General features: G+C 41.1%; 29 protein-coding genes. All 29 read left to right on the forward strand.

The annotated features are described in order from the left end of the window. Position 1: 1 nt before the first annotated feature. Complete coding sequence (locus tag PGLA_RS06285) at positions 2 to 1,525, forward strand: sugar ABC transporter ATP-binding protein (protein ID WP_068530381.1); 1,524 nt, start codon at positions 2 to 4, stop codon at positions 1,523 to 1,525. Continuing rightward, the gene (locus PGLA_RS06290; RefSeq protein WP_068530383.1) at positions 1,515 to 2,501 is read left to right on the forward strand and encodes an ABC transporter permease; all 987 of its coding nucleotides are present in this window, start codon (positions 1,515 to 1,517) and stop codon (positions 2,499 to 2,501) included. Before PGLA_RS06285 ends, PGLA_RS06290 begins: the two co-directional genes overlap by 11 nt. Positions 2,502 to 2,673: 172 nt before the next feature. After that, entirely contained in the window at positions 2,674 to 2,946 is a 273-nt protein-coding gene (locus PGLA_RS06295) for an HU family DNA-binding protein (RefSeq protein WP_068530386.1), read from the forward strand. A gap of 109 nt (positions 2,947 to 3,055) precedes the next feature. Further along, positions 3,056 to 3,280 carry a trp RNA-binding attenuation protein MtrB gene (gene mtrB / locus PGLA_RS06300; RefSeq protein WP_068530390.1) on the forward strand — a complete coding sequence of 75 codons (225 nt, stop codon included), beginning with the start codon at positions 3,056 to 3,058 and terminating at the stop codon, positions 3,278 to 3,280. 102 nt (positions 3,281 to 3,382) lie between these two features. After that, positions 3,383 to 3,922: a hypothetical protein gene (locus PGLA_RS06305; protein ID WP_068530391.1), complete on the forward strand. Its 540-nt coding sequence runs from the start codon at positions 3,383 to 3,385 to the stop codon at positions 3,920 to 3,922. 115 nt (positions 3,923 to 4,037) lie between these two features. Then, positions 4,038 to 4,907 (forward strand): heptaprenyl diphosphate synthase component 1, encoded by an 870-nt coding sequence (locus PGLA_RS06310; RefSeq protein WP_068530394.1) that lies wholly within the window; start codon positions 4,038 to 4,040, stop codon positions 4,905 to 4,907. Between the two features lie 10 nt (positions 4,908 to 4,917). After that, on the forward strand, positions 4,918 to 5,676 hold the full coding sequence (locus PGLA_RS06315; protein WP_068530397.1) for a demethylmenaquinone methyltransferase: 759 nt from the start codon (positions 4,918 to 4,920) through the stop codon (positions 5,674 to 5,676). 1 nt (position 5,677) lies between these two features. Next, complete coding sequence (locus PGLA_RS06320; protein WP_068530399.1) at positions 5,678 to 6,550, forward strand: UbiA-like polyprenyltransferase; 873 nt, start codon at positions 5,678 to 5,680, stop codon at positions 6,548 to 6,550. Beyond that, complete coding sequence (locus PGLA_RS06325) at positions 6,547 to 7,152, forward strand: UbiX family flavin prenyltransferase (RefSeq protein WP_068530402.1); 606 nt, start codon at positions 6,547 to 6,549, stop codon at positions 7,150 to 7,152. The genes PGLA_RS06320 and PGLA_RS06325 overlap by 4 nt, the downstream gene beginning before the upstream one ends. Positions 7,153 to 7,154: 2 nt before the next feature. Next, positions 7,155 to 8,021, forward strand: coding sequence for a menaquinone biosynthesis protein (locus PGLA_RS06330; protein ID WP_068530405.1), 867 nt, complete (start codon positions 7,155 to 7,157; stop codon positions 8,019 to 8,021). Then, complete coding sequence (locus PGLA_RS06335; protein ID WP_068530408.1) at positions 8,018 to 8,989, forward strand: polyprenyl synthetase family protein; 972 nt, start codon at positions 8,018 to 8,020, stop codon at positions 8,987 to 8,989. Before PGLA_RS06330 ends, PGLA_RS06335 begins: the two co-directional genes overlap by 4 nt. A gap of 94 nt (positions 8,990 to 9,083) precedes the next feature. Beyond that, complete coding sequence (gene ndk, locus PGLA_RS06340; protein WP_068531321.1) at positions 9,084 to 9,527, forward strand: nucleoside-diphosphate kinase; 444 nt, start codon at positions 9,084 to 9,086, stop codon at positions 9,525 to 9,527. Then, a complete protein-coding gene (locus PGLA_RS06345; RefSeq protein ID WP_425415357.1) occupies positions 9,524 to 10,351 on the forward strand; it encodes a CheR family methyltransferase in 828 nt (275 codons plus the stop codon). The genes ndk and PGLA_RS06345 overlap by 4 nt, the downstream gene beginning before the upstream one ends. A 94-nt stretch (positions 10,352 to 10,445) precedes the next feature. Beyond that, the gene (locus PGLA_RS28335) at positions 10,446 to 10,610 is read left to right on the forward strand and encodes a hypothetical protein (RefSeq protein ID WP_169810187.1); all 165 of its coding nucleotides are present in this window, start codon (positions 10,446 to 10,448) and stop codon (positions 10,608 to 10,610) included. Positions 10,611 to 10,786: 176 nt separating this feature from the next. Further along, positions 10,787 to 11,956, forward strand: a complete 1,170-nt coding sequence (aroC, locus tag PGLA_RS06350; protein WP_068530410.1) for a chorismate synthase — start codon at positions 10,787 to 10,789, stop codon at positions 11,954 to 11,956. Between the two features lie 2 nt (positions 11,957 to 11,958). Then, complete coding sequence (aroB, locus tag PGLA_RS06355) at positions 11,959 to 13,065, forward strand: 3-dehydroquinate synthase (RefSeq protein ID WP_068530414.1); 1,107 nt, start codon at positions 11,959 to 11,961, stop codon at positions 13,063 to 13,065. Further along, positions 13,058 to 13,432: a chorismate mutase gene (gene aroH, locus PGLA_RS06360; protein ID WP_068530416.1), complete on the forward strand. Its 375-nt coding sequence runs from the start codon at positions 13,058 to 13,060 to the stop codon at positions 13,430 to 13,432. Before aroB ends, aroH begins: the two co-directional genes overlap by 8 nt. A gap of 340 nt (positions 13,433 to 13,772) precedes the next feature. Continuing rightward, positions 13,773 to 15,326 carry an anthranilate synthase component I gene (trpE, locus tag PGLA_RS06365; RefSeq protein WP_068530419.1) on the forward strand — a complete coding sequence of 518 codons (1,554 nt, stop codon included), beginning with the start codon at positions 13,773 to 13,775 and terminating at the stop codon, positions 15,324 to 15,326. Positions 15,327 to 15,571: 245 nt separating this feature from the next. Continuing rightward, complete coding sequence (gene trpD / locus PGLA_RS06370; protein ID WP_425415358.1) at positions 15,572 to 16,654, forward strand: anthranilate phosphoribosyltransferase; 1,083 nt, start codon at positions 15,572 to 15,574, stop codon at positions 16,652 to 16,654. After that, positions 16,644 to 17,453 carry an indole-3-glycerol phosphate synthase TrpC gene (gene trpC / locus PGLA_RS06375; RefSeq protein WP_068530423.1) on the forward strand — a complete coding sequence of 270 codons (810 nt, stop codon included), beginning with the start codon at positions 16,644 to 16,646 and terminating at the stop codon, positions 17,451 to 17,453. The genes trpD and trpC overlap by 11 nt, the downstream gene beginning before the upstream one ends. A gap of 1 nt (position 17,454) precedes the next feature. Next, entirely contained in the window at positions 17,455 to 18,141 is a 687-nt protein-coding gene (locus PGLA_RS06380) for a phosphoribosylanthranilate isomerase (protein WP_068530427.1), read from the forward strand. Next, entirely contained in the window at positions 18,138 to 19,334 is a 1,197-nt protein-coding gene (gene trpB / locus PGLA_RS06385; RefSeq protein WP_068530429.1) for a tryptophan synthase subunit beta, read from the forward strand. Before PGLA_RS06380 ends, trpB begins: the two co-directional genes overlap by 4 nt. After that, positions 19,331 to 20,137, forward strand: a complete 807-nt coding sequence (gene trpA / locus PGLA_RS06390) for a tryptophan synthase subunit alpha (RefSeq protein ID WP_068530433.1) — start codon at positions 19,331 to 19,333, stop codon at positions 20,135 to 20,137. Before trpB ends, trpA begins: the two co-directional genes overlap by 4 nt. A gap of 27 nt (positions 20,138 to 20,164) precedes the next feature. Then, positions 20,165 to 21,262: a histidinol-phosphate transaminase gene (gene hisC / locus PGLA_RS06395; RefSeq protein WP_068530436.1), complete on the forward strand. Its 1,098-nt coding sequence runs from the start codon at positions 20,165 to 20,167 to the stop codon at positions 21,260 to 21,262. A 31-nt stretch (positions 21,263 to 21,293) separates the two neighbouring features. Next, positions 21,294 to 22,391: a prephenate dehydrogenase gene (locus PGLA_RS06400; RefSeq protein ID WP_068530439.1), complete on the forward strand. Its 1,098-nt coding sequence runs from the start codon at positions 21,294 to 21,296 to the stop codon at positions 22,389 to 22,391. Between the two features lie 786 nt (positions 22,392 to 23,177). Then, positions 23,178 to 23,771 carry an RNA polymerase sigma factor gene (locus PGLA_RS06405; RefSeq protein WP_068530442.1) on the forward strand — a complete coding sequence of 198 codons (594 nt, stop codon included), beginning with the start codon at positions 23,178 to 23,180 and terminating at the stop codon, positions 23,769 to 23,771. Next, the gene (locus tag PGLA_RS06410; RefSeq protein WP_068530446.1) at positions 23,768 to 24,370 is read left to right on the forward strand and encodes an anti-sigma factor family protein; all 603 of its coding nucleotides are present in this window, start codon (positions 23,768 to 23,770) and stop codon (positions 24,368 to 24,370) included. The genes PGLA_RS06405 and PGLA_RS06410 overlap by 4 nt, the downstream gene beginning before the upstream one ends. A gap of 32 nt (positions 24,371 to 24,402) precedes the next feature. Continuing rightward, entirely contained in the window at positions 24,403 to 24,996 is a 594-nt protein-coding gene (locus tag PGLA_RS06415) for a histidine phosphatase family protein (protein ID WP_068530449.1), read from the forward strand. 307 nt (positions 24,997 to 25,303) lie between these two features. Then, a complete protein-coding gene (locus PGLA_RS06420) occupies positions 25,304 to 26,434 on the forward strand; it encodes a hypothetical protein (protein WP_068530452.1) in 1,131 nt (376 codons plus the stop codon). Positions 26,435 to 26,443: the final 9 nt, after the last annotated feature.

The raw sequence follows: 26,443 nt of genomic DNA on the forward strand, positions 1-26,443 counted from the left end.
CATGACAGTATCACCATTTCTTCTTGAAATGAAGGGAATCAACAAGGATTTCGCTGGTGTACCTGCTTTGCAATCGGTTGACTTTACAGTAAGTGGTGGACAAATTCATGCGCTTCTCGGAGCGAATGGTGCAGGGAAAAGTACATTAATGAAAATACTATCTGGGGCGTATCGTCCTGATGGTGGAGCGATTGTAGGAAATGGTATTCCATATCATGGGTCCTCTCCAGCTGATGCCAAGGCGAGTGGTATTCATTGCGTATATCAGGAAGTTGACGCAGCACTTGTGCCACAGTTAAGTGTTGCAGAGAATGTCATGTTAGATCGTCTAGCTTCGCCAGAATCGAAGGTATGGATCAGACCGAGTCAAATGGCCGCTATGTCAGAGCAAGTCCTTTTGCGGCTTGGTGTTGAAATCGACGTACAACAGAGAGTAAGTGATCTGAGTTTAGCAGAAAAGCAAATGGTTCTATTAGCTCGGATTTTGGCTCAAGATGCTAAATTGATCATATTTGACGAACCTACAGCACCGCTTAGTCAAAGCGAGAGTGAAACTTTCTTTCGAATCTTGCATGCTCTCAAAACGAGTGGAGTAGCATGTGTATTTATAACTCATCGATTGTCGGAAGTTCTATCACATTGTGATCTTGTTACAGTGATGAGAGATGGTCGGAATGTGTACACAGGTTCAACAGCAGATACGGATACAAATTGTATTATTCAGCATATGCTAGGTAGAACATTTACAGAGGAATTCCCAAAAGTCGAAGTCCCTATTGGAGAAATCATGTTAGAAGCGACTGGCCTCCGAAGGGGGACAAAAGTCCGGTCCGTTGATGTACAAGTAAGGAGTGGAGAAATTGTTGTTGTCGTTGGGTTGGTAGGAGCGGGAAAGACAGAAACAGCTCGTATATTAACAGGTACTGATGATTTGGAAGCGGGCAGGATTCTTATGCATGGAAAACCATTATTTATGAAGGAACCTGCTGATGCGATCCAATCGGGCATCGTATCGATACCTGAGGAACGACGTAAAGAAGGTATATTTATACATGAATCCGTTGATCATAATCTTAGCTTGCCTATCCTAAGTAAGCTAAGTAATCTGGGTTTTATATCAAGAAAAAGAGAACAAACCCTTGGGAGTCGTATCGTTGACAAGCTCGGGATTAAAACTTCTTCTGGTAAACAACTCGTACAAAATTTAAGTGGAGGAAATCAGCAGAAAATCGCAATTGGCAAGTGGCTAGAAAGTGATGCAAGATTATTTATATTTGATGAACCTACCAAAGGAGTAGACATCGGAGCAAAGAGTGATATATTTCGTATCATTGGAACTTTAGCCTCTCAAGGAAAAGGGATTCTCTATTTCACATGTGAATTAACAGAAGGAATAGGTATTGGTGACCGTATTGTCGTATTGTGTGGTGGAGAAATTACCAAAGAGTTCAAGCGTGGTGAAGCTACGCCTGAGCAGCTCTTATATTATGCCAGCGGGGGTCGGGAGGTAGAACATGAAAGATAAATTAATGAACTTGACGTTCCGTTATGGTGCAGTTGTGGTAATTATAGGCGTAATCGCATTCTTTTCCTTCAAATTGCCCTATTTCCTTACGTATAGTAATTTTGCGGATATTCTTGGTTCCATTACGATTGTAACTTTTGTGGCGATCGGTGTTACACTATCTCTTATTGTGGATGGTTTTGATCTATCTGTTGGATCGACAGTATCGATTACAACGGTGGTAGCTGCCTCTCTAATGATCTGGTATGAGCAACCCGTAATTGTAGTTATAACTATTTCTTTATTGGTAGGAGTAATTATAGGCTTGCTAAATGCTCTTCTCATTGTTAAGCTAAGAATCCCTGATCTGCTAGCTACCTTGGCTGTTATGTACATTGTCAGTGGTTTACATAAAACCTACACTCAAGGTTACAACATTTATAATCATATGGAATTTCCAAATGGAACGAAAGCACCTGGTGAAATGGATTCTACTTTTCTATTTTTGGGTCAAGGAAAGTGGTTGGGCATTCCCTTTTCGGCTATTTTGTTACTGATTGCGGTAATTCTTGTTCATGTGTTCTTAACCCGAACGAAGTATGGTCGACAAATGTATGTGACGGGTGGAAATGCTGAAGCAGCACGATTATCAGGAATCAGAGTGAAGAAAGTTCGAACCTTGGCTTATGTGGCCTCTGGATTGTTTGCAGCTATTGGTGGCATTCTGTTCGCTTCACGCGTAGGATCTGGACAGATTGATGCGGGGTCACCTCTTTTAATGGAAGCTGTAGCCGCCGTATTTGTGGGTTTCTCTGTGTTAGGTGCTGGCAAACCTAATGTCATTGGGACATTCGTAGGATCAGTTTTGATAGGCGTACTTGTCAACGGTTTGACCATGATGAATTTGCAGTATTTTACACATGATATTGTTAAAGGAGTGGTTCTTGTGCTCGCATTGGCGGTCACATTTTACGTTTTAAACCGCTCAAAGACCTAAAACGCTTGATATTATAGGTACACTGTATTACTATAAATTTGTTCCGCGCTCACTGTTCTACGTTAAAATGGGCGATTATGTCTGTAAAAAGCTATTTTAAAGTATATTTTGCGACAAAACGGAAACAAAGAATAACATTCGATCTCATTTCTGAATGAGGAGGTGAAATGATATGAATAAATCGGAACTGATTTCCCAAGTAGCTGAAACATCGGAATTGTCCAAGAAGGACGCTACAAAAGCAGTTGATGCTGTATTTGAAGCAATTGCTGGGGCACTACAAAATGGTGATAAAGTGCAATTAGTAGGATTTGGTAACTTTGAAGTTCGTGAACGTTCTGCTCGTAAAGGACGTAATCCACAAACAGGTGAAGAAATCGAAATCGCTGCTAGCAAAATTCCTGCGTTCAAACCAGGAAAAGCGCTTAAAGACGGAATTAAATAAGATGTCTACAAAATCCATAGAACAAGTATCATTTTCAAAAAAGAGGTCCGTGACGTTTGTTCACGGTCTTTTCTTTTCTATAATTTCTTAGATGGGAGGGATACAACTGATGGAGAACAATAAAGATGACGACTATATCGTTGTAAAGGCAAAAGAGAATGGTGTACAGGTGATCGGGCTAACTCGTGGACAGGATACGAAGTTCCATCACACCGAGAAATTGGACAAAGGTGAAGTGCTTATTGCCCAATTCACAAGTCATACATCAGCTGTAAAGATCCGTGGGAAGGCAGAAGTTCTAACCAAACATGGAAAAGTTGAGAGCGAGAGTTAAAAAGCAGGCATAGCCTGCTTTTTTTAATTGTACAATGAGGTATGGACTCTAATGGTTAGACGAACATTATTTAGGGTTTAAAAGGTGAGAGGGGCACAATAGATGAATCGATGGATTCTTATAGGATGCACAATGTTGCTTTGTATAGGGGCCGTGATATTTCTTCCCAAATTATTCTCTTTCCAAACCTCATATCCGCAATTGAAAGGAATCGTAACCGTATTTGATTCTCACCCAAGTACGACACTTAGCGATGAAAATTTAGTAGACACCCTCCATTCGCGGCCTTTTACACTACCTATTAGCAAAGTGGATTGGAAGAATTCAACGCTTGTATTGGATTTGAAAGTCGTGACACCGGACAGTACGATTACAGATATTTATGAGAATATGGCAGAAGCTATTTCTTTTAGCTTTGAGAGTACGTCCAATGTGAATCGACTGATGTTAAGGCTTGTTGCTGAGGATAAATGGGTAAATACGCGTCATTTGCTGTTGGCTGCGGATATAAGTCGGCAAGCGTGGAACGAGGAGTCAACCCATGAGTTACGAAATAATGGTGAGGCACCACTGCCAGACCATTTGAAACAAACTTTCCGTATGACTGAAACGAAACTTTGGCTGAATCAGTTTAATAGGTGAATTTTGTGTGAAAAAGATAGTAGAACCACAGTGCGTGGTGATTTAACATGTGCTATAATAGTCGAGATTGTGACAATATATTAAAGTGTTAACGTTATAAGCTCGGAGGCTAACGATGAAATCTTACTGCATACCCCAACTTGCAAGTGGCTATATCGAGTATGACATGATTAAACAATACACGGAATTGCCAATGTTCCCGAATTCCCGTGTCCATTTATTATATATTTTCTTAAATAGTTGTGGTCGTATATCTTTTGATCAGGCTGAGCTCTATTCTCTTGTGACCTCTTTGGTACAGATTGGGATCGATACTCATGAGACGATTGATACGCAGCAAGGTAGCCAGACTGAAGATCTTATGCGTTCGCGCCAATTGAAAGTGCTAGCTGGAGATTATTACAGTAGCATATTCTATCAGCTGCTGTCCGATCGAGGACAAATAGAGGTTATTACGTTATTGAGTAGAGCCATATGTGATTTGAATATGATGAAGATGAGCTTGTATGGTTTAATGAAGAGTGCACAATTGTCAGCAGAACAATATTTGGTGCAAAAAGTGCAGCTGAATATGCAGCTGTTTCTTTCTTTTACCCCCATGTTAGAAGAATCATTAAGGGATATATGGAAGACTTTGCTTCATGAAATCAGTCTATGTGAGATGCTTATGCAAGAACTCAATCTTTCCAAAGGGGGTCAACCTCTTAAATACGGGTATAGCTATTGGGAAATGATGGAGTTAGCTAACGAGGAAGACAAGCTAATGCTAAATGAGATAGAGATAAGCCCTATTGAATGGAATAAAATGATGCATAAATATAAATGTATGGAAAGCGTGACGAATAGTCTTCGCGAATCTGTTGATCGTGTTCAACACCTCCTTAAGAGTTTAAAAGGAGATGTGCGATTTTTAGATATAGGACAAGTATTAGAACCATTTCTAGTGTTTGTAAATTCTTCTGGTACAGTTCTAAGAGAGGGATAGGGTGATATGAATGGAGCGAAACACCTCACAGCAACACGTCGATCAGACGAGTAAAGTTGGCGAAGATAAGCCGAAGGAACAATTCGTACAATCCGTATTCGAGAGTATTGCTACGAAATATGATCTTATGAATGACATTCTGAGCTTCAGAAGACATAAAGCATGGCGTAAATTTACGATGGCTAAGATGAATGTGAGGCCGGGACAGAATGCCCTTGATTTATGCTGCGGTACATGTGATTGGACACTTAGTATAGCTGAGGCTAGTGGCACAGGAGACATCGTTGGACTTGACTTCAGTCCTGGGATGCTTGAAGTAGGACGAAACAAGATTAAGAGTCATCAACTTGAGGATATTATTACTTTAGTTGAAGGAAATGCCATGAGTCTTCCTTTCGAAGATCATAGGTTTGACTATGTGACGATTGGATTCGGATTGCGCAATGTTCCAGATCTTGTACAAGTGCTCCATGAAATGAAGCGCGTTGTTAAGCCAGGTGGAATGGTCGTCTGTTTAGAGTTGTCCAAGCCTACATGGCAGCCGTTCAAAGGGATTTATTATTTCTATTTCCAAAAAGTGTTGCCTAGCCTAGGCAAATTATTTGCTTCGAGATATGAACAATACAAATGGTTACCGGATTCACTTGCTATGTTCCCGGGAAGAGATGAACTAGCAGCGATCTTTCAGCAAGTAGGACTGCAACAAGTCGAAGCTCATTCCTTAACGGGCGGCATTGCAGCATTACATATAGGGATTAAGGAGAGTTAAGATGTTTAAGAAAATGGGTATTTATCTTGAAATGATTAAAATTGAACATACCTTATTTACGCTTCCTTTTGCATTTATGGGTGCATTAGTTGGGTCGGTTTCGGTACACGGAGTTCTACCTTCATGGGCACAGATTGGTTGGATTGTGATGGCATTGTTTGGTGCACGAAGTGCAGCATTCGGATTAAATCGTATGATTGATCAGGTGATTGATAAGAAGAATCCACGTACAGCGAACCGTGCAATCCCAGCAGGGTTATTGAAGACGATTGAGGTTGTTGTGTTTACGATTATTTCTTTTATTCTTCTATTCTGGGCAGCAATAGAGTTGTCGCCGCTTGCAGTCAAATTATTGCCAATTGCAGTGTTTATGCTCGTGATTTACTCCTATACCAAACGATTTACATGGCTTTGTCATGTTATCCTCGGAATGACAACGTCATTGGCTGCACTTGGAGGTTGGGTAGCGGTTACGAATAGTGCAGACTTAAGCGCAATGATATTCTACATTACGCTTTCATTCTGGACAGCAGGTTTTGATATCATTTATGCGATTCAAGATATGGAGTTTGATAAAAAAGAAGGTTTGTATTCCATTCCAGCACGATTTGGGATTTATTCATCCTTAAAGATAGCTCGTGTCTTTCATATGATCACAGCAATCGGATTTATCGCACTTTTCTTTACATCATCGCTAAGTTGGTGGTATTTCGCAGGGATGTTAATTTCTTTGGGTATCCTATTCTATGAACATTTTATTCTTTCGCCGAAGGACATGAGTAAGCTTCAAATGGCATTTTTTACGATGAACAGTGTACTAAGTATTATTGTGTTCTCATTTACGCTGGTTGATTTGGTGGTGCAGACAGCTTGAGTGAACTCAGAAAGAAGCAAAGATGGGTTGTTGGCATTACAGGAGCAAGTGGTTCCATATACGGGATTAGACTCATCGAAACATTATTGAATGCTGATATTGATGTACATATCGTTATTTCAAACGCTGGTTGGCGTGTGCTTCATGAAGAATTAGGTTGGAGTAGTACAGACCGCGAAGGTATTCTGAAAGAGAAATTTGGAAGTTATCCAGGAGCATGTATCTATCACCCTGTTGCGGATATCGGAGCCTCCATTGCGAGTGGCTCTTTTCAGGTGGAAGGGATGATCATTGCTCCTTGTTCGATGGGAACCTTATCTTCTGTAGCGAATGGTGCTTCAAGTAATTTGATGACTCGTGCAGCGGATGTCATGTTAAAAGAAGGACGTCCTTTAGTATTAGTACCTCGGGAGACCCCTTTACATGCCATTCATTTGGAGAACATGTTGAAGCTTTCGAGACTTGGTGTAAAGATGATACCGGCTATGCCGGCTTTTTATTTCCTTCCACAAACGATGGATGATTTGATAAACTTCGTTGTAGGTAAAATACTTGACTCGATTCGGATTAACCACCATTTATTTAAAAGATGGGAGGGATGATGATGGGAGCATATGGAAACAATAAGACTATTATTGGTAAAATTAAATATACGAATGCTTGGCCTATTTTTTATTACTTTGATCCAGACGCATTATGTGAGCCTACAGAAATGATCACAGCAGTCCCATCTTTATTAAATAAAGGCATGAACGATGGTAGTATTGACATCGGGGCGTTATCTTCGTTTGCATACGGTTTATCGTCTAACAAGTTACTCTTATTACCGAATCTATCTGTTAGTGCAGATGGACCTGTACAATCCATTTTGCTGTTTTCAAGGCAACCCATTGAATCATTAATTCGTGGTACGATCGCAGTGACGAATACATCTGCAACTTCCATTAATTTACTCAAGATACTCATGAATAAAGCGTTGGATGGAAATCCGACATATATTGCGTTAGAACCGGATCTGAAGACTATGATGGAAGTGGCTGATGCCGCGCTATTAATTGGGGATAACGCAATTAAGGCTTCGTGGGAAGATCACGGACTGTATGTGACTGATCTAAGCGAGTGGTGGAAAGAGTGGACAGGATATAGTATGACTTTTGCCGTGTGGGCTGTTCATCGTGACGCTGTGGAGAACAAACCTGAGATTATTCAGGAGATTGTACAAGCTTTACAGGCAAGTAAACGCCATAGCTTGTCAGATCTGACTCCTATTGTGAATGAAGCGATGACTACTTTTGGTGGAACACAGGATTATTGGAAGAGATACTTTGAGAATCTGTGTTATGACTACGGCGAATCACAGAGCCAAGGATTAGAACTTTATTTACGATATGCTCATGAGCTTGGACTTATCCAGCACGAAGTTCGAATGGAAATGTGGGAAGAGAATACGCGGATACGGGTGAAAGAATGAAGAGAATGGACATGTTCGGATTATTGAAAAAGGATATGGATTTCATAGAACGGGAACTCTATCGCAGTATTAGTGGTGATGATTTACTCAATGAAACATCATTACATCTCCTCAAAGCGGGAGGAAAGAGACTCCGTCCTGTCTTTGTATTGATGGGGGGCAAATTCGGAGAATATGATCTGGAGAAGCTGATGCGTGTGGCAGTTCCGTTAGAACTCATTCACATGGCTTCGCTGGTTCATGATGATGTCATTGATGATGCAGATACACGACGCGGTCAATTAACGGTTAAATCGAAATGGGATAACAAAATCGCCATGTATACCGGTGATTTCATATATGCTAAAGCTTTGGAAATCGTGACGCAGCTTCCTAATCCTGAGATTCATCAGATCCTCTCTAAAGCGATGGTGGAGATGTCGATCGGAGAGATGGAGCAGATCCGCGATTTCTTTAATACGGGACAAAGTGTTCGCAGGTATATGTTGCGTATTCGTCGCAAGACGGCTTTACTGATCGCTATTAGTTGTCAGCTTGGTGCCGTTGCCGTAGACGCGAACCCTAACTTCAGTCGCCAACTTTATCGATACGGATATAATGTGGGGATGGCTTTTCAAATACAGGATGATCTACTTGATCTTTGTGGAACAGAGAAGCAAATTGGTAAGCCCCCTGGAAGTGATATTCGTCAAGGGAACATAACCTTACCGGTTATTTTTGCTCTTCAGGAAAAGGAAATTCGTGAACCGCTTCTTCATGAATTGACGCGAATCCATGAATTGAATGGACAATGTGATGTATCAACAGCCATTTCGCTAATTAAAGCAAGTTCAGGCATTCGACGAGCAGAACATCTGGCAACACGTTATATTAACAAGGCGTTAGATGCTTTGAGTGAACTGCCAGATTACAAAACAAAACGGAATTTAAAAGACATTGCTCACTTTGTAACGAGACGGTCATATTAGGTATTCACGATACTCCTATTTTTCTGTTAAACTACAGATATTGGTAAGGAAATACTTGCATATGATAGATTCATTAAAAATGGAGAGTGAGCTTATGGAACGTACTTTTTTGATGGTAAAACCTGACGGTGTACAACGTGGATTAATCGGTCGTATTATTTCTAGGTTTGAGGACAAAGGGTTTACCTTAGTAGCGAGTAAGTTAGTTCAAGTGACTGAGAATCAAGCGAAAATTCATTATGCAGAACATGAGGGGAAAGATTTTTTTCCTAATTTAGTGAATTTCATCACATCAGGTCCAGTTATGGCGATGGTGTGGGAGGGTGACGATATCGTTGCGTTGTCTCGTATAGTCATAGGTAAGACGAATGTGAAAGAGTCTCTACCAGGTAGCATTCGGGGTGACTTCGCCGCACATACACCTAAAAATTTAATTCATGGTTCGGATTCTCCAGAGAGTAGTAAGCGTGAAATCGCTAATTTTTTTGAAGATCATGAGCTAGTGAATTACGATAAAAGCATATCGTCATGGATATGAAAACTATGGGATTAACAGTAGATCACAATGCAGACTCGACATCCATTGATCCCGACTATACTCATTTTATTGAAATGATAAAGAAAGAAACCGGAATCGATCTTTCGCAATATAAAGAAGGACAGATGAAGCGTCGATTGACGACACTCCGTGTAAAGAACGGGTATAACTCTTTTGACTTATTTTTTAAGGCAATGATGCAGAATAAGAATTTGTTTAATGAATTTCTGGACCGAATGACCATCAATGTATCAGAGTTCTGGCGTAATCCCAATCGTTGGGAAGTATTGAGGGATTCCATCGTACCAGAGCTGCTTCGTCATAATAAGGGGCGCCTTAAAGTATGGAGTGCGGCTTGTTCTACGGGTGAAGAGCCTTATACATTAGCTATGATCCTCGCCGATAAAGGGATTCTTTCGAATACAACACTTATGGCTACGGATATCGATAGTGGTGCTTTAGAAAAGGCTCAGCAGGGCCAGTATCTCGAACGCTCCTTGAAGGATGTACCTAAGGACGTAGCGGCAAGACACTTCACCTCGGAGGGTATGCATTATAACATCAATGATTCCTTGAAGAAAGCTGTTCAATTTAAGAAGCAGAACCTGTTATTGGATACCTTTGACGCTTCCTGCGATCTTATTGTGTGCCGTAACGTGATGATCTACTTTACAGAAGAGGCGAAGAATACACTGTATCGTAAATTTGCAAACAGTCTTCGTCCGGGGGGATACTTGTTCGTGGGTAGTACAGAACAGATCTTTTCACCAGGGCAATATGATCTCGAGTCAACAGAAACATTTTTCTATCGAAAAAAGGTATAAACTAATCTGTCGCAAAAATGTATATTATCCTTTCCTCTTTGCGATACTACTATTCATAGAACATTATGGAGATAAGTGGAGGGATTAGTCGCGCATGGATAAACGAAAGGTCATCAGTGCCTATCACCGTGGTTTCATTACGATTCAAGAATGTGGACAGATTTTAGGGCTGGAACAGGTACAACTTAATCGATTGATTCATGATTCTTTGGATGAGCATCCAAGTCAGACACCTAAGGTTCAACCCATTAATAGCTGAATAATCAACGTCCCGTTAGCGCCGAATCCTGTGAAAATGAGGATCGGCGCTTTTTTGATATGTGATGATGAAGGGATAACCCTTTCTTGTCAAAGTGTATGACCTATAATATAATAAGCAAAGATATTATCGGGTTTTAGCCATTTACAGTATGAAAGTATAAGGGGGAAAGTAACATGAGTTTACGCTATTTAACTGCAGGGGAGACTCACGGTCCCCAACTCACAGCAATTATTGAAGGACTACCAAGTAATTTAACATTGGATTTCGAAGAACTTAACTTCCAATTACACCGTCGTCAAAAAGGGTATGGACGTGGACGACGTATGCAAATTGAAAAAGATACTGCTCAAATTGTGGGTGGCGTTCGACACGGAAATACGACGGGAGCTCCTGTCGCTGTGGTTGTAGAGAACAAGGATTGGACGCATTGGCGGAATATTATGAATGTTGAGCCAATTGAAGGAACAGATGAAGAGAAACGACGTGTACATCGCCCTCGGCCTGGACATGCGGATCTTAATGGTGGACTTAAGTACAATTTGAAAGATTTACGTAATGTTCTTGAACGATCTAGTGCAAGAGAGACAACCGTTCGTGTGGCATGTGGAGCGATAGCTCGCCAATTTCTTGCTGAATTCGGCATAAAGGTTGCTGGACAAGTTATTCGAATTGGTGAGATTGAAGCACCAGTACATAACTTATCTATTGATGAATTGATCGAACAGACGGAAGCTTCTTCTGTACGTGTAGTCGATGCGGAAACAGAGAAGAAGATGGAAGCCTATATTGATCAAATTAAAGAAGATGGAGATTCCATCGGTGGGATTGTTGAATGTATTGTAGAAGGCGTTCCTATTGGTCTAGGTAGTTATGTACAATATGACCGGAAGCTAGATGCTCGTATTGCGCAAGGCGTAATGTCGATTAATGCATTCAAAGGTGTAGAGATCGGAATTGGATTCGAAGCAGGTATTCTGAGAGGTTCCCAGGTACATGATGAGATTCTATATAGCGAAGAACAAGGATACTATCGTGCTAGCAATCGTTTAGGTGGATTTGAAGGTGGTATCACGAATGGTATGCCTGTTGTCGTTCGCGGCGTGATGAAACCTATTCCAACACTATATAAACCGCTACAAAGTGTCGATATCGATACGAAAGAAGCATTTACTGCTCAAGTTGAGCGTTCAGATGCATGTGCTGTTCCAGCAGCAAGTGTCGTGATGGAACATGTCGTAGCTTGGGAAATAGCTAAGGCATTCTTAGAGAAATTCGGCGGAGATTCAATGGACGAGATTAAGGCGAATTATAATAATTATCTTGCTCAATTGGAGAAATATTAATTATGAGAACGGTGAATGTGGATTTGGGTGAGCGTTCATATCCTATCTATATTGGATCTGGTCTTCTAAGTCATATAGGTCAATATTTCAAGGATCATGGGATATCTTTAAATAGCCCATTAATGATTGTTACGGATGATCATGTAGCGCCACACTATTTAACTTTACTAGAAAAGTTATTATTGGAGGCTGGGTATGATACGGTCTCCAAAGTAGTCAAGGCTGGAGAGACATCCAAGTCGTTATCGGTACTTGAAGAAGTCATGACGACAGCGATCGAAGGGAAACTCGATCGTAACTCAACGGTGATTGCACTGGGAGGCGGAGTAGTCGGCGATTTAGCAGGATTTGCAGCAGCTACATATATGAGAGGAATCAAGTTTGTTCAGATTCCGACAACCATTCTTGCGCATGATAGTAGCGTGGGTGGTAAGGTAGCTGTGAATCATCCTCTTGCGAAGAATATGATCGGGGCCTTTCATCAACCTGAGATGGTTCTCTATGATCTAGACACTTTGCAGACGTTACCTCCACGAGATGTTGCTTCAGGTCTATCTGAAATGGTGAAACATGGTCTGATTCGAGATGGCGATTTCGCAAGATGGTGCAGAGAACATGCGAGTGAATTATTAGCACTCGACCCTGAAGCACTAGAATATGGACTTGCGCTGGGATGCTCGATCAAAGCGGATGTTGTATCCCGTGATGAAAGAGAAAATGATTTGCGCGCGATTCTTAATTTGGGACATACGATCGGACATGCGATTGAGGCTGTTGCAGGTTATGGTGAATATATGCATGGTGAAGCCATTGCGATCGGTATGGCAGGATCAGCACGACTAGCAGTCCGACTTGGCCGCGATGCTAGTATTTATGATGAAACGGTGAGTATGCTTCAGTCATTACGATTGCCTGTTACGATGTCATCGCATCTATCAACGGACGACATCATGGATGCAATGAAACACGACAAGAAATTTAGAGAAGGTCATATGCTCTTTATCATTCCAGATTCCATTGGATCTGTAAGTATTGTGAAGGATATACCGGAACAGCTTGTGCGTGAAACAATTGATCAACTTAGAGAAGGAGGAGAAACTCATGTATAATCGCGGAATACGTGGAGCAACAAGTGTCACACAGAATGACGAGCAAGAGATATTGCAAGAGACAGTGACACTGCTTAAAGAAATTGTCATTCGTAATGAGATTGAGCCAGAAGATATCTGTAGTGTATGGATTACGATGACAGCTGATTTGGACGCCACTTTCCCTGCTAGAGCGATTCGTCAACTAGAAGGTTGGGACTTAGTTCCGCTCATGTGCTCGGTAGAAATACCCGTTCAGGGTAGCTTACCTCAATGCATTCGGCTCATGATTCAGGTGAATACTGAGAAGAGTCAACGTGAAATGAAACATGTATATTTAAATGATGCACGTAAGCTAAGACCTGATCTTTCTACACCAACCAAGTAGAAACGGCGGTGTCGTCCTTTTTCAAGGATAGAATATTTGAACTAATACATTCATTCTGCGGGTTGTCAAAAGCTACTGTAATCATGTATAGTTGAGTTAGTTGAGTAGAGCACAGTTTAGTTGAGATGAGTATAGTTGAGCAGAGTCCATATGTATTTCTAATTCGGAACAGAATCACATCTGATTCTTGATCCTAATCCTTTAGCGTAAGCTATATCAGGGTTATGATCTTGGATTGAGGGATGGATTTGTGACCGGACTCTTTCATATACTTCATGACCAGTAAACCTCTACTTTTGTAGAGGTTTTTTTGTTTATTTTAAATCAGGGAGGGATGGTCATGATGACCCCCAGTTTGGAACAGGTAATCACACTTTCAAGTCAATTTAATCTTATTCCAGTGGTCAAACGTCTATTATCTGATATGGAAACGCCAATCCGTGTTTTTCAGAGGTATGCTCAGCGTGATCGTGCATTTCTACTGGAAAGTGTAGAGGGTGGGGTCCAGTGGGCTAGATATTCCTTTATTGGAACAGATCCATTTCTCATGGTATCAGGTAAACAAGGGCGAATTGTTCTTGAAAAGGATGGCGTAGAAGAGATTATGAAGGGTAAACCGGTAGAGGAACTTAAGGCGTTATTACGTTCTTACCGTAGTCCTAAGCTAGAGGAGATGCCTCCATTTACGGGTGGTGCCATTGGATTCTTTGGTTATGATCTACTACAATATTATGAGAATTTACCAGCACACGCTGTGGATGATCTTCATATGGATGACATTCGGTTCATGTTCTGTGATTCCATTATCGTGTTCGATCATGTGAAGCAACAAATTCTATTAGTAGGGAATGTACATGTTAAGGACGGTGATACGGATCTTGATATTGCGCGAGAATATGAAGCCGTCAGTCGTAAGTTAGAGACAATCGCTGAGCAGCTACAAGAACAGGGTCCCCGTGAAAATGTGAATCGTCACAGTATCCCTCAGGATGTGGAACTTGGAGACATTAAGTCTAACATGACCAAAGAACAGTACATTTCGAACGTGGAGCAAGCGAAAGAATATATCCGAGCTGGAGACATCTTTCAGGTTGTATTGTCCCAGCGGTTTCATATAGAAACAGAAGTATCACCCCTTCATGTGTACCGTGTACTTAGAACATTAAATCCATCACCCTATATGTATTATTTGAAAATGGATGATGAGATCATTGTTGGTACATCGCCTGAAGCACTAGTGAAGGTGAATGAAGGGCGAGTTGAGACTCGACCTATTGCTGGAACAAGACCCCGTGGATTGAGTGAAAGCGAAGATCGCGCCTTGGCTGAGGAATTAATGGCAGACGAGAAAGAACGTGCAGAGCATCTGATGCTCGTCGATCTTGGACGTAACGATCTGGGTAGAGTATCTAAATTCGGAACCGTTAAATGTGATTCATTTATGGAGATCGAAAAGTACTCTCACGTGATGCATATCGTTTCGAATGTAACAGGTACGCTCGATGAAGACAAAGATTTCTTCGATGCATTTCTATCCTGTTTACCTGCAGGAACCGTATCAGGAGCTCCTAAGCTCCGAGCAATGCAAATTATAGCAGAGTTAGAGAAGGAAGCACGTGGGGCATATGCTGGAGCTATCGGATACTTAGGTTTCTCCGGAAATATGGATTCTTGTATCACGATTCGTACATTGATATTCCGTAAAGGCAAAGCGTTTATACAAGCAGGTGCAGGAATTGTGTGGGATTCAGTTCCAGAGAAAGAGTATGATGAAACGGTTAATAAAGCAAAAGCGTTACTAAAAGCGATTCGTACGGCAGAGATCATGTTTCCGCCAACAAAGCGAGATATCGATATGATAAATCAAGATTATTTATATGAATATACACCATAAGATCGTGTTCAAAAAGTTGGATTTTCAGCACCAAGAAGATTGGATGAAGCAAGGGAGTGAGGAGCGTAGCGTAGGCAGTACCTACGTGAGCACCGGAAGGACCGGCTGAATTCAATCTTCGATGTCGAATAAGCTTCTTGGTATACTTCGTGATCAAAATATGACTTTTTGAACAACCTCTAAAAGTGTTCGAGTATTGGATAGGGGTTTAGAGAGCTGAACCCATGCAAATGAATATAATGGAGATGAGCATAGTGGAGAATAGTGTAGAAAAGTTGAGTAACGAATTGAATCAAACAGATATGATTCAATCTAGCCTATCTAATCTGATCTTAGGTAATGATCTTTCAAGAGTGGAAGCGCGTCAGGTTATGCAGAGCATCATGGATGGAACAACAACACAGGCTCAGATCGGTGGATTATTAACTGCACTTCGGATCAAAGGTGAGACCGTTGAAGAGATCACTGGTTTTGCTGAAGCAATGCGAGGATCAGGCACTCGAATGTTGACGGAAAGTGCTCACTTGCTGGACACATGTGGTACAGGTGGATCAGGAATACACAAATTCAATATATCGACAACCTCTGCCATTATTTCATCATCTGTTTCTGTACGTGTAGCTAAGCATGGTAATCGCTCAGCGTCCGGTCGTGCAGGAAGTGCAGATGTATTAGAAGCACTTGGAGTGAACATTAACATTACAGCTGAACAAGCGAAACGTTGTTTGGATGAGATCGGGATTTGTTTCTTGTTCGCTCAAATTTACCACCCATCTATGCGACATGCAGCAGCACCACGTAAAGAACTTGGTGTGCGAACAGTCTTTAACATGCTAGGACCACTAACGAATCCTGCTGGAGCTGACCGTCAGCTCCTAGGCGTCTATGATCGAAAGATGACGGAGACGATTGCACATGTTCTGAAGGAGCTGGGACTGAAGCGTGCTTTGGTCGTCTCAAGCTTAGATGGATTAGACGAGATTAGTATCTCTGCACCAACGCAAGTGTCTGAATTACGTGGAGGTCAAGTAACGACTTATGAAATCAATCCACATGATTTAGGACTTGAGATGCATCCTCTAGAGAAAGTACTAGGTGGCGATGCAGCAGAGAACGCCCGAATCATACAGGCTGTTCTACAAGGAGAGAAGAGTCCGTATCGTGATGTTGTATTAGCTAATGCGGGTGCTTGTATTTATGTATCTGGACTTTCTGATAGTATCTTAGAAGGCGTGAAACTTGCGGCAGACGCTATAGATAACGGTAATGCGTACGCTAAATTAAATCAATTAATTCAAATGACAGGAGAAGAGTCCTATGTATCTTGATAAAATCGTAGCAACCAAGGTAAAAGAGGTAGAGGAACTTGCAAAGAACTTTGATTTATCAACAACAGAACGAATCATTGCTAACTTACCTCCGACTAGAGGGTTTCTAAGAGCAGTATCCTCAGATCGCCATAGAGATATGGGATTAATTGCGGAGGTCAAGAAAGCTTCGCCATCCAAAGGGTTAATTCGTCCGGATTTCAATCCTGTAGAGATCGCACTTGCGTATGAACAAGCTGGAGCCGATTGTCTGTCTGTATTGACTGATGTGGATTATTTCCAGGGTAGCGGTGAATACTTAAAAGCCGTCCAAGCGGCAGTGAACCTCCCTCTTCTTCGCAAAGATTTCATTATAGATGAACGTCAAATCTATGAGGCTCGATTGTTAGGAGCTGACGCTGTACTTCTGATTGCGAGCATATTAGAGCCTGCACAAATATCATCATTCATTAAGGCAGCTTCATCAATTGGACTAGATGCGTTAATTGAAGTTCACAATGCGGGAGAGCTTGAGGATGTATTACATTTAGATCAGGCATCGTTAATAGGGATTAACAATCGTAATTTGCATACGTTTGAGACATCGTTAGAGACAACTGCTAAACTTATTCAAATGATTCCAGCAGGAATTACGATCATTAGTGAGAGTGGTATTGCCAGCACCGAAGATATGTCGTTCCTTAAGCAAGCAAGTGCAGATGGTGTACTCATTGGCGAATACTTCATGCGCCAAAAGGATGTTGGTGTGGCTGTAAACGAGCTGATGGGACCTCTTCATGAACTTAAAGGAAAATTATAGAATGAAAAATACTGTCGTAAAAATCTGTGGACTTCAGGACGTTGAAGTGCTAAAATCTATGTTAAACTTACCGGTGGATTATATCGGATTCGTATTTGCTAAAAGTCGTAGACAAGTGACAGCGGAGGGTGCAAATATACTTTTACAACAGCTTCAGGCTTGGCAACATGAGACTCGTCCAGAGAGTGTAGGCGTATTTGTGAATCCAGATATGTCGTTATTATCTTACGTAATGGAACATGCTCGACTTGATGTCATTCAGTTGCATGGACAAGAAGATGCTGTGTTCTGTGAAGAAGTGAAGCGTAAGTTCGGGGTGAAGGTATTTAAAGCTATTTCGGTGCATAGCAAGGGAACCGAGAATGTTTCAGACGCGATGGAACAACAAGTGATTTCAAAAGATTATATCGGTGTTATTGATGCCTTGTTACTGGACACGTTCGACCCTGTTTATGGGGGTGGTTCTGGGCAGACCTTTGCGTGGGAGCGAATTCCACACTATCAAGAGTGGAGTCATGAACACAACATTCCACTTTTCGTGGCAGGTGGCCTTGAACCCAATAATGTTGGTGAATTGATTACGAAATATCATCCTTATGGGGTAGATGTTTCAAGCGGCGTAGAATCTAATGGCTTGAAAGATATAGAGAAAGTTAAAGCTTTTATCGAAAGGGTGAAACAGATATGACGCAAATGCCAGATCAGAATGGCCGTTTCGGTCTATTCGGGGGTCGTTTCGTACCAGAAACATTAATGAACGCACTGATAGAATTAGAGGATTCTTATAAACAAAATACAGCAGATCCAAGTTTCCAAGAGGAAATAGATTATTTGTTGAAGCGATATTCAGGTCGTGAGACACCACTATATTATGCGGAGCGACTCAGCCAACATTTGGGTGAAGCGAAGATTTATTTGAAACGTGAAGATTTAAACCATACAGGAGCTCACAAAATCAATAATGCGATCGCTCAAGGTCTTCTTGCTAAACGTATGGGTAAGAAGAAGGTCATCGCTGAGACGGGAGCGGGACAGCACGGCGTAGCTACAGCTACAGTTGCTGCACTTCTTGGCATGGAATGTAAGGTGTTCATGGGTGAAGAAGATACGAAACGCCAAGCGTTGAACGTCTTCCGTATGAAGTTACTCGGTGCAGAAGTAATTCCAGTCATTTCAGGTTCACGCACGCTGAAGGATGCAGGTAATGAAGCCCTTCGATACTGGGTTAGTAATGTAGATGATACGTTCTATATTCTAGGTTCTGCTGTAGGACCACATCCATACCCTATGATGGTCCGTAACTTCCAAAGAGTGATCGGAGATGAGACGAGACGCCAAATTCTTGAAACTGAAGGTCGTCTTCCAAACATACTTGTAGCCCCTGTTGGTGGTGGTAGTAATGCAATTGGGATGTTCTATCCTTTCATCGAAGATAAGGAAGTTGCTATGGTTGGCGTGGAAGCAGCAGGAAAAGGTGTTGATACGGATTTCCATGCGGCCACGATGAGTAAGGGAACACATGGTGTGTTCCAAGGATCTATGAGTTATCTTTTGCAAGATCAACATGGTCAGGTACAAGAAGCTCATTCCATATCTGCAGGGCTTGATTACCCAGGTGTTGGACCAGAGCACTCCTACCTTAAGGATATTGAACGTGTTAAATATGTTCCGATCACCGATCAAGAAGCACTTGATGCACTACAGTTACTCTGTCGGACGGAAGGGATCATCCCTGCACTTGAATCGGCGCATGCTGTAGCTGAGGTTATTAAGATAGCTCCTAAGCTAACAAAGGATGATATAGTAGTTATTTGCTTATCTGGTCGTGGAGACAAAGACGTTGAATCCATCATGGCATACACAGGGGGTGTTCAGTCATGAATTTAATGGATCAGACATTTGAAGTGTTGAAGAGTCAGAATCGTACCGCGCTCATTCCATTTTTGACAGTAGGAGATCCAGATATTGAGACGACGGTAGAAATCATAGTACAATTAGAGGCAGCTGGCGCAGATATACTTGAGTTAGGTGTACCATATTCCGATCCACTAGCGGATGGGCCAGTTATTCAACGGGCATCTCAACGGGCATTAAAGCATGGAGTTACGATTCGTACGTGTATGGAAACGGCCGTAAAAGCTCGTGAGTCAGGCGTCCAAATGCCTTTTATTCTATTCACGTATTTCAATCCAGTGTTACAGATGGGGCTGGATCTTTTCTTTAAAGAAGTTCAGACTCATGAAATAAGTGGACTCATTATCCCTGATCTTCCAATAGAAGAATCTGGAGATATACGCCGGCGTGCCGAAGAAGCGGGAGTAAGTCTTATTCCATTGGTGGCACCAACTTCGAATGAACGAATTGAGAAGATTGTAAGTAATGCAAGCGGATTTGTGTATTGTGTATCTTCCTTAGGCGTAACAGGGGAACGTTCCACCTTTCACCAAGGGGTTGAAGAATTTATTCAAACCGTTAAGAAGTATACAAACATTCCTGTTGCCGTTGGGTTCGGCATTTCTACACATGAACAGGTGACGCACTTCTCACAAATATGTGATGGTGTAGTTGTCGGCAGTGCCATTGTTCGTGAGATTGAATCCGCGATTCCTTTATTAAATGATGCTAATACTAGACAAGAGGGACTATTACAAATTCGTGAGTTTGTGGCACAATTAAAAGCATAAATAAATAGAAAGCGAGTGGATATTATTATGCAACCTAAATCCCAAATTGTTAACCTACCGGTATATCAACCGGGAAAACCAACGGAAGAAGTAAAACGAGAATTTGGATTAACTGAAGTCATTAAGCTAGCTTCTAATGAGAATCCCTATGGGGCATCTCCTCGCATTAAAGATGCGGTTCTTTCTGAACTTGAGAATATTAGTATTTATCCAGATGGTAGTGCTGCAAATTTGACGACGGCATTAAGTCATCATTTAGGTGTGAATAGTAAGCAGATCATTTTTGGATGTGGATCGGATGAAGTGATTGCAATGATTACTCGAGCATTTTTTGTTCCAGGTGACGAGACGATCATGGCTGATCAGACGTTCTCAGTGTATAAGAGTAACGCGGACATAGAAGGTGCGCTAAGCATCGAAGTGCCACTAAAGAATGGAATCCATGACCTAGATGCAATGTTGGCTGCTATCACTGAGCGTACTAAGATAGTATGGGTATGTAATCCGAACAATCCAACAGGAACTATCGTATCGGAAAATGCGTTAGTTTCTTTCTTAGATGCTGTTCCTTCACATGTATTGGTTGTGCTTGATGAGGCTTATTGTGAATTTGTAACAGACCCATCTTATACGGATGGCATAACATTGCTAAGCAAATACCCTAATATAGTCGTTCTACGTACATTCTCCAAAATATATGGTCTAGCTTCTCTACGTATTGGTTATGGCGTAGGAAGTGCTGAAGTGATCAAATTAATTAATCAAGTTCGTGAGCCATTTAATACGTCACGGCTCGCACAAGTTGCCGCAATTGCTGCACTGGAAGATCAAGCGTTTGTAGATCAATGCCGTACGCTGAATGCACAAGGAATCGTGTATTTACAAGCAGAATTTGACCGTATAGGATTGTCCTATTTGCCTGCACATGGGAATTTCATTATGGTTGATGTTCGCAAGCCATCAGGTGACATATTTCAAGCGTTGTTACGAAAAGGTATAATTATCCGCGCTGGGCATCAGCGGTACCCGAGCTATATCAGAGTGAGTGTTGGTACACCAGAACAAAATAAGGTATTCATACAATCACTAGAAGAAGTGCTTCATCAAATATCAGCTCAAGTGTAAATAATAAATTTAAGAATAGAAATGAGATATCATGAACACAACAAAAATTGCTATCTTTGGAGTAGGTTTAATCGGGGGTTCATTGGCACTATGCTTTAAAGATAAGCCTGGAATCAGGGTGGTGGGTCATGCCCACCGCCCTGATTTAATGGATAAATACATCAGTAGAGAAGTTGTGGACAATGCTACACTCTCGATAGAAGAAGCGGCATGTGATGCTGATTTTATTTTTCTGTGTGTACCTGTGGGCAAATTAGAAGAATATTTAGAAAAATTAAGTGCGTTGCCATTGAAAAAGGGTTGTATTATTACGGATGTGGGAAGTACCAAAGCAAGCATATCTGAAGCAGCTGATGCATTAAAACTGAAAGATGTTTATTTCATTGGTGGACATCCTATGGCTGGATCAGAACGATCGGGTGTAGAAGCGGCTTCAGTTCTACTATTCGAGAATGCTTATTATGTATTATGTCCTTCATCACATGTTCCAGATGAGGCAGTAGGCTCCCTAGAACGCCTATTATCTTTTACGCGTGCTCAAATTGTAAAGGTTGAGCCAAGGCTTCACGACGAGATCGTAGGTGCGATTAGCCATTTACCGCATGTTATCGCCGTAGCATTGGTTAACCAAGTCTGTAACTATAATGAATCCAATTCGTTATACCGAAGGTTGGCAGCGGGAGGATTTAGAGACATTACACGTATCGCATCTAGCGACCCTGTGATATGGCGGGACATTCTTCTGAATAACAATGAAGTCATGCTTCGATTGCTTCGAGATTGGAACTTGGGTATTTCATCTTTTATTGAAATGCTTACGACCAGCAATGGACAGGGGATAGAAGAAGCTTTTCAGAAAGCCAATGCGTTCCGTAATGAACTTCCAGAAGGCCGCAAAGGAATGATTGCGCCTTTATTTGATCTGTATTTGAATGTACCAGATCATCCCGGCATTATTGGTAAGATTGCTACTGAGCTTGGTGCAGACCAGATCAATCTTAGTAATATTCAAATTATTGAGAGCAGAGAAGATGTTCCAGGTGTAATGCGCCTTTCATTCCGTCAGGAAGAGGATATGGAACGGGCAAGAATCGTGCTGCAAGAGTTACAATATACTGTATTTATGTAATTTATAAAAATGGTTAGATTAACTTTTAAAACAATTATTGACATATGTAAACGGATACATTACAATGAACTTACAGTATGGTTTCTCTCCACTCCTATCCAATATCTTCTGCTCTAACTTGAGCAGGGACCACTTTGAAAAAAGTGGTCTTTTTTTTTTGTCCTATGATAGAAATAAGCGTATGTACAGATGTTAAATAAAATTGAGTATGGTCGCGCTGAAGAGTTTACAATTATTTTTAATTATTATTTTTATCAAACTTGAGCATTGGCCACTTTGTAAATAAAGTGGGGAATCTGGGGAATCTGGGGAATCACATGATTTTGGAGCCTTGAAGAAGCGGAAACATATAAAATGAGAATGTATGACAATTGAAATAGAGTCAGGATTAGAATGATGGTTGAAGTAAAAAAATAGCGTCGGTACCGGAATATTCCGAAAATTCCTGAATATCAGATGTAAATGTAGCATATAAGAAAGAGATGATAATACGAGTAAAAATATGAGGATCAATGACTGCATAGTGGGGAATTTGATGAATGTTGTCACATTTGGTTAAAAAAGGGATGTGTAATCTATCAATCTACCTGACTATCATTTCAATTTATGTTATAATGAATAAGTAACTTTATTGGTTTGAAGTGGAATTTTTCAGTACATAGCGTATGTTTTTTGGAATTATATGATTATAAAGCGGTTTAACCGTAATCTTTTTATGCCAGTTCTGCTCGAATTTTGTTTGATTTAGAGCGAGGAACAAATGGTTTGCGAGGAGGTCGCACTCATATGACGGACTCCCAGATGGTTCGCGAGATAAAAGAGGGAAATGTCGAACTATATTCTGTATTAATGCGTCGTTATCAGCGTAAAATATTAGCGTTTGTATATCATATGCTTAAGAGTTCCAATATGGAGCTTCAAGCGGAAGATCTTTGTTCTGAAACTTTTTACAAAGCCTACCGCAGTCTGAATACGTTCAGGGAAGTGGATGCGAGCTTTTCCACGTGGCTTTACACGATTGCTCGGAATACTGTTCTTAGTGAATTGCGTAAACATCGTAATGGAAACATACCATTAGAAGAATGCGGGATTGTTCCGATTGCACCTCTTGAGGTGGCACCAGAACAAACGATTCTTCGCAATGAAAAGGTTAATCTAGTAAGGATTGCGATCAATAATTTGCCGGAGAAACAGCGCTCTGCTCTGATCTTGAGAGAATACGACCAGCTAGATTATCAGGAAATAGCTAATATTTTGGAACAAAGCGTGAGTTCTGTGAAATCACTTATATTTCGTGCACGTTCTAGTGTGAAATTACAACTTGAACCTTACTATTATGACCACATTAATGATGAGTATGAAGGGATGACTAGCAGATGAAATGCTGTGAGGCTCAGGAGTTATTCGGGTTAATTTGGGATGCCCCAATTGAAGACCCGAAGAGGCGTATGTTAGAACAACATATTGCAACCTGTAGCGAATGTTCAGCTGAATTTGAGTTTTGGGAAGAGAGTCAATTGTTGATTCATGGTTTAAGTGTAGAAGTTACGGATATGCAATTAGAGTCTGTGAATCGTCAAGTGATGGATCGAATATATAGTGAATCTCCTTGGCTGATACAGGATAAGGGTAAGCCATTTGCAGTATCTGGAGCAACTCGGCGTAGACTATCACTGTGGATTACGGCCTGCCTGATGTTGTTTTTTGTTAGTTTTTTCTATTTAGTCATGATGGATCGATCAACTCCACCAATGAATTCTGCACCTACGAATGGCATTTTGCCTACTGGAGTTGCAGGAACTCCTAATGTTTTACCGAAAAATGGGAGTTACATCATTCCTGAGTTAAATAGCGGTATTGTTGAACCTTTGGTGGTTAGTATGGGGCCGTCGCACCCTATTTATTGGATGGTTTTATCAATATTGAGTGTAGCATTGGCGCTATTTTCATTAAGAAGATTAAGCCAGATTCGTCGCTAAAGAGATCACTACTTACTTGGAGGTCAAAAAGGATGAGATTAGGTCTAATTCGTCACGGGCTTACTGACTGGAACATGATTGGTAAAATTCAAGGACAAAGTGACATTCCCTTGAATGACGATGGACGATGGCAAGCCAGAGCATTAGGTGAACGACTACGTGAGGAATCTTTTAAGTGGGATTATATCATCAGTAGTGGTCTATCGCGTGCGGAGGAGACGGGATCTATTATTTCTTCTATCTTGAATATTCCACTTTTAGAACCTGATGTGCGATTATTAGAGCGTTCCTTTGGGCAAGTGGAAGGTATTTCAGCTGAAGAGCGTGAAAAAAAGTGGGGTAAGGAATGGGATCAACAGGACCTTGGACAAGAGAAGAAGGAAGCTATTCAAAGTCGAGGCCTTGAATTTATGGAAGATATCTGGAGTAGATATCCAGATAAGAACATACTTGTAATTAGCCACGGTGGCTTTTTAGCCATATTATATACAGCTTTGTTTGACGATCGATATACGGAGAGAATTGGGAATTTGTCGCTTACGATCCTCGAGAAAGAGGACTTGGACTGGACACCACTTCTATACAATTGCACACGTCATTTACTTGGAAAACAACTTGAGTCCTAATTTTAGGGCTTTTTTTTGTGAAAAAAATGAGTATCTGTTTTTATTAATAAACTATGATGCATTAGGTTTAAAATTAGAAAAAAACGTCAATTATGTAATCAAATGATTTATCTTGAGATCCTGCGAAACTGCTAGAGCGATATTGGAATGGGTTTACCTATATAGATTGAACTAAAGACGAACCCCTATATTCATGATCTTCTTTAGAAATGATTGAATTTGTGAGCGCAAACTTTAGTTCAATCTATATAGTATCAAATTATGAAAACATACCAATAATGGAACTAAAACGGCGAGGCGATCAACGATGAATCTAGCGGATATGCTCACGTTTGCTGACATTGGTCAGTTGACTACTATTGCAAGTCACTATGAATGCGAGTGCAAGCGTAATTCAAAACACGAGTTAATTCAGAGCATCTTAGTGACTTTGAATCGCAGGGAATTTATAGGGCAACAAATTCGTTGTCTCTCTGTTGATGATTTGCGGTTTCTTAACGCCATCTTGTTTGACAGTCGAAGTTACTTCAACGTCGAAGAGTTGATTGCCATCATTAGGCAAACTTCATTTCAAATCGCTGAGAGTGAACGATCGAAGGACCAACCCAAGATTCAAAGTCCTCGCGAGGTCATTGCACGCTTCAAAAGTAGTGGCTGGTTATTTAATGGTATGACTCAGCACACAAGGTACTTATTTCAGATTCCTGAGGATCTTAAAGAAAGGTTCCGAAAGGAACTAGGTTCTTATGTGAAAAGTAAAATGAATTATACGGAAGAGCCTTCAGTCTACCGAGAAGAACAAGGTCTAATGGCAGAAGATCTACTTTTCTTTCTCCGTTATGTTCATCAGCAAGAGATTGAAATGAATCAGGAAGGTACCATGTATCGAAGAACGCAACAACAGATCATGGAAAGTTTCCATATTACAGAATCTCTTCTTTCAAAAGGGGGATGGCGCTTCGGTTATGGCAGAACTTTCACTACCTATCCTAGCAGGCTAGCTTTGATATATGATTATGCATTTCATATGAATTATATTGAAGAGATGGGTCATAGACTAAAGATAACCAGCATGGGAATGGAAAAGTTGGATCAAGGGATGCGCGATAGTATGGTGCAAGTATTCCGCTATTGGTTAAGGTTGTATAAACAACCTATTCCGAATTTGTCGTCACTTGTTTATTGGATTGGACATTGCGCACGTGATTGGGTAGCGCTTTCTTCGTTACATGAGGCATTAGGGTGGCTGATTAAACCATATTATTATGACACGTCGCAATCGATTATGGAGCAACGCGTACTGCAAATGATGATGCATCTTGGACTTGTCCGTATCGGGGGTACCGAAGAGCAAGGTACCGTTGTGAAGATGACCGTGTGGGGGAATAAAATGGTTGAGAAGTGTACTCTTCATGCGAAAGATGACGATTGGATCTGACGATTGACA

Source organism: Paenibacillus glacialis, from assembly GCF_001637205.1.
In the GTDB taxonomy this organism is placed as follows: domain Bacteria; phylum Bacillota; class Bacilli; order Paenibacillales; family Paenibacillaceae; genus Paenibacillus_AQ; species Paenibacillus_AQ glacialis.

What these genes read in the sequence shown, in the direction of transcription:
- trpA (WP_068530433.1), top strand. Translation starts at nt 19,331, where the DNA reads ATGAATTTAATGGATCAGACATTTGAAGTGTTGAAGAGTCAGAATCGT.
- PGLA_RS06310 (WP_068530394.1), top strand. Translation starts at nt 4,038, where the DNA reads ATGAAATCTTACTGCATACCCCAACTTGCAAGTGGCTATATCGAGTAT.
- PGLA_RS06335 (WP_068530408.1), top strand. Translation starts at nt 8,018, where the DNA reads ATGAAGAGAATGGACATGTTCGGATTATTGAAAAAGGATATGGATTTC.
- trpB (WP_068530429.1), top strand. Translation starts at nt 18,138, where the DNA reads ATGACGCAAATGCCAGATCAGAATGGCCGTTTCGGTCTATTCGGGGGT.
- hisC (WP_068530436.1), top strand. Translation starts at nt 20,165, where the DNA reads ATGCAACCTAAATCCCAAATTGTTAACCTACCGGTATATCAACCGGGA.
- trpD (WP_425415358.1), top strand. Translation starts at nt 15,572, where the DNA reads ATGAGCATAGTGGAGAATAGTGTAGAAAAGTTGAGTAACGAATTGAAT.
- PGLA_RS06405 (WP_068530442.1), top strand. Translation starts at nt 23,178, where the DNA reads ATGACGGACTCCCAGATGGTTCGCGAGATAAAAGAGGGAAATGTCGAA.
- PGLA_RS06380 (WP_068530427.1), top strand. Translation starts at nt 17,455, where the DNA reads ATGAAAAATACTGTCGTAAAAATCTGTGGACTTCAGGACGTTGAAGTG.
- PGLA_RS06420 (WP_068530452.1), top strand. Translation starts at nt 25,304, where the DNA reads ATGAATCTAGCGGATATGCTCACGTTTGCTGACATTGGTCAGTTGACT.
- aroB (WP_068530414.1), top strand. Translation starts at nt 11,959, where the DNA reads ATGAGAACGGTGAATGTGGATTTGGGTGAGCGTTCATATCCTATCTAT.
- PGLA_RS06320 (WP_068530399.1), top strand. Translation starts at nt 5,678, where the DNA reads ATGTTTAAGAAAATGGGTATTTATCTTGAAATGATTAAAATTGAACAT.
- PGLA_RS06285 (WP_068530381.1), top strand. Translation starts at nt 2, where the DNA reads ATGACAGTATCACCATTTCTTCTTGAAATGAAGGGAATCAACAAGGAT.
- PGLA_RS06400 (WP_068530439.1), top strand. Translation starts at nt 21,294, where the DNA reads ATGAACACAACAAAAATTGCTATCTTTGGAGTAGGTTTAATCGGGGGT.
- mtrB (WP_068530390.1), top strand. Translation starts at nt 3,056, where the DNA reads ATGGAGAACAATAAAGATGACGACTATATCGTTGTAAAGGCAAAAGAG.
- PGLA_RS06345 (WP_425415357.1), top strand. Translation starts at nt 9,524, where the DNA reads ATGAAAACTATGGGATTAACAGTAGATCACAATGCAGACTCGACATCC.
- PGLA_RS28335 (WP_169810187.1), top strand. Translation starts at nt 10,446, where the DNA reads ATGGATAAACGAAAGGTCATCAGTGCCTATCACCGTGGTTTCATTACG.
- aroH (WP_068530416.1), top strand. Translation starts at nt 13,058, where the DNA reads ATGTATAATCGCGGAATACGTGGAGCAACAAGTGTCACACAGAATGAC.
- PGLA_RS06330 (WP_068530405.1), top strand. Translation starts at nt 7,155, where the DNA reads ATGGGAGCATATGGAAACAATAAGACTATTATTGGTAAAATTAAATAT.
- PGLA_RS06410 (WP_068530446.1), top strand. Translation starts at nt 23,768, where the DNA reads ATGAAATGCTGTGAGGCTCAGGAGTTATTCGGGTTAATTTGGGATGCC.
- trpC (WP_068530423.1), top strand. Translation starts at nt 16,644, where the DNA reads ATGTATCTTGATAAAATCGTAGCAACCAAGGTAAAAGAGGTAGAGGAA.
- PGLA_RS06295 (WP_068530386.1), top strand. Translation starts at nt 2,674, where the DNA reads ATGAATAAATCGGAACTGATTTCCCAAGTAGCTGAAACATCGGAATTG.
- PGLA_RS06315 (WP_068530397.1), top strand. Translation starts at nt 4,918, where the DNA reads ATGGAGCGAAACACCTCACAGCAACACGTCGATCAGACGAGTAAAGTT.
- PGLA_RS06305 (WP_068530391.1), top strand. Translation starts at nt 3,383, where the DNA reads ATGAATCGATGGATTCTTATAGGATGCACAATGTTGCTTTGTATAGGG.
- aroC (WP_068530410.1), top strand. Translation starts at nt 10,787, where the DNA reads ATGAGTTTACGCTATTTAACTGCAGGGGAGACTCACGGTCCCCAACTC.
- PGLA_RS06290 (WP_068530383.1), top strand. Translation starts at nt 1,515, where the DNA reads ATGAAAGATAAATTAATGAACTTGACGTTCCGTTATGGTGCAGTTGTG.
- trpE (WP_068530419.1), top strand. Translation starts at nt 13,773, where the DNA reads ATGATGACCCCCAGTTTGGAACAGGTAATCACACTTTCAAGTCAATTT.
- PGLA_RS06415 (WP_068530449.1), top strand. Translation starts at nt 24,403, where the DNA reads ATGAGATTAGGTCTAATTCGTCACGGGCTTACTGACTGGAACATGATT.
- ndk (WP_068531321.1), top strand. Translation starts at nt 9,084, where the DNA reads ATGGAACGTACTTTTTTGATGGTAAAACCTGACGGTGTACAACGTGGA.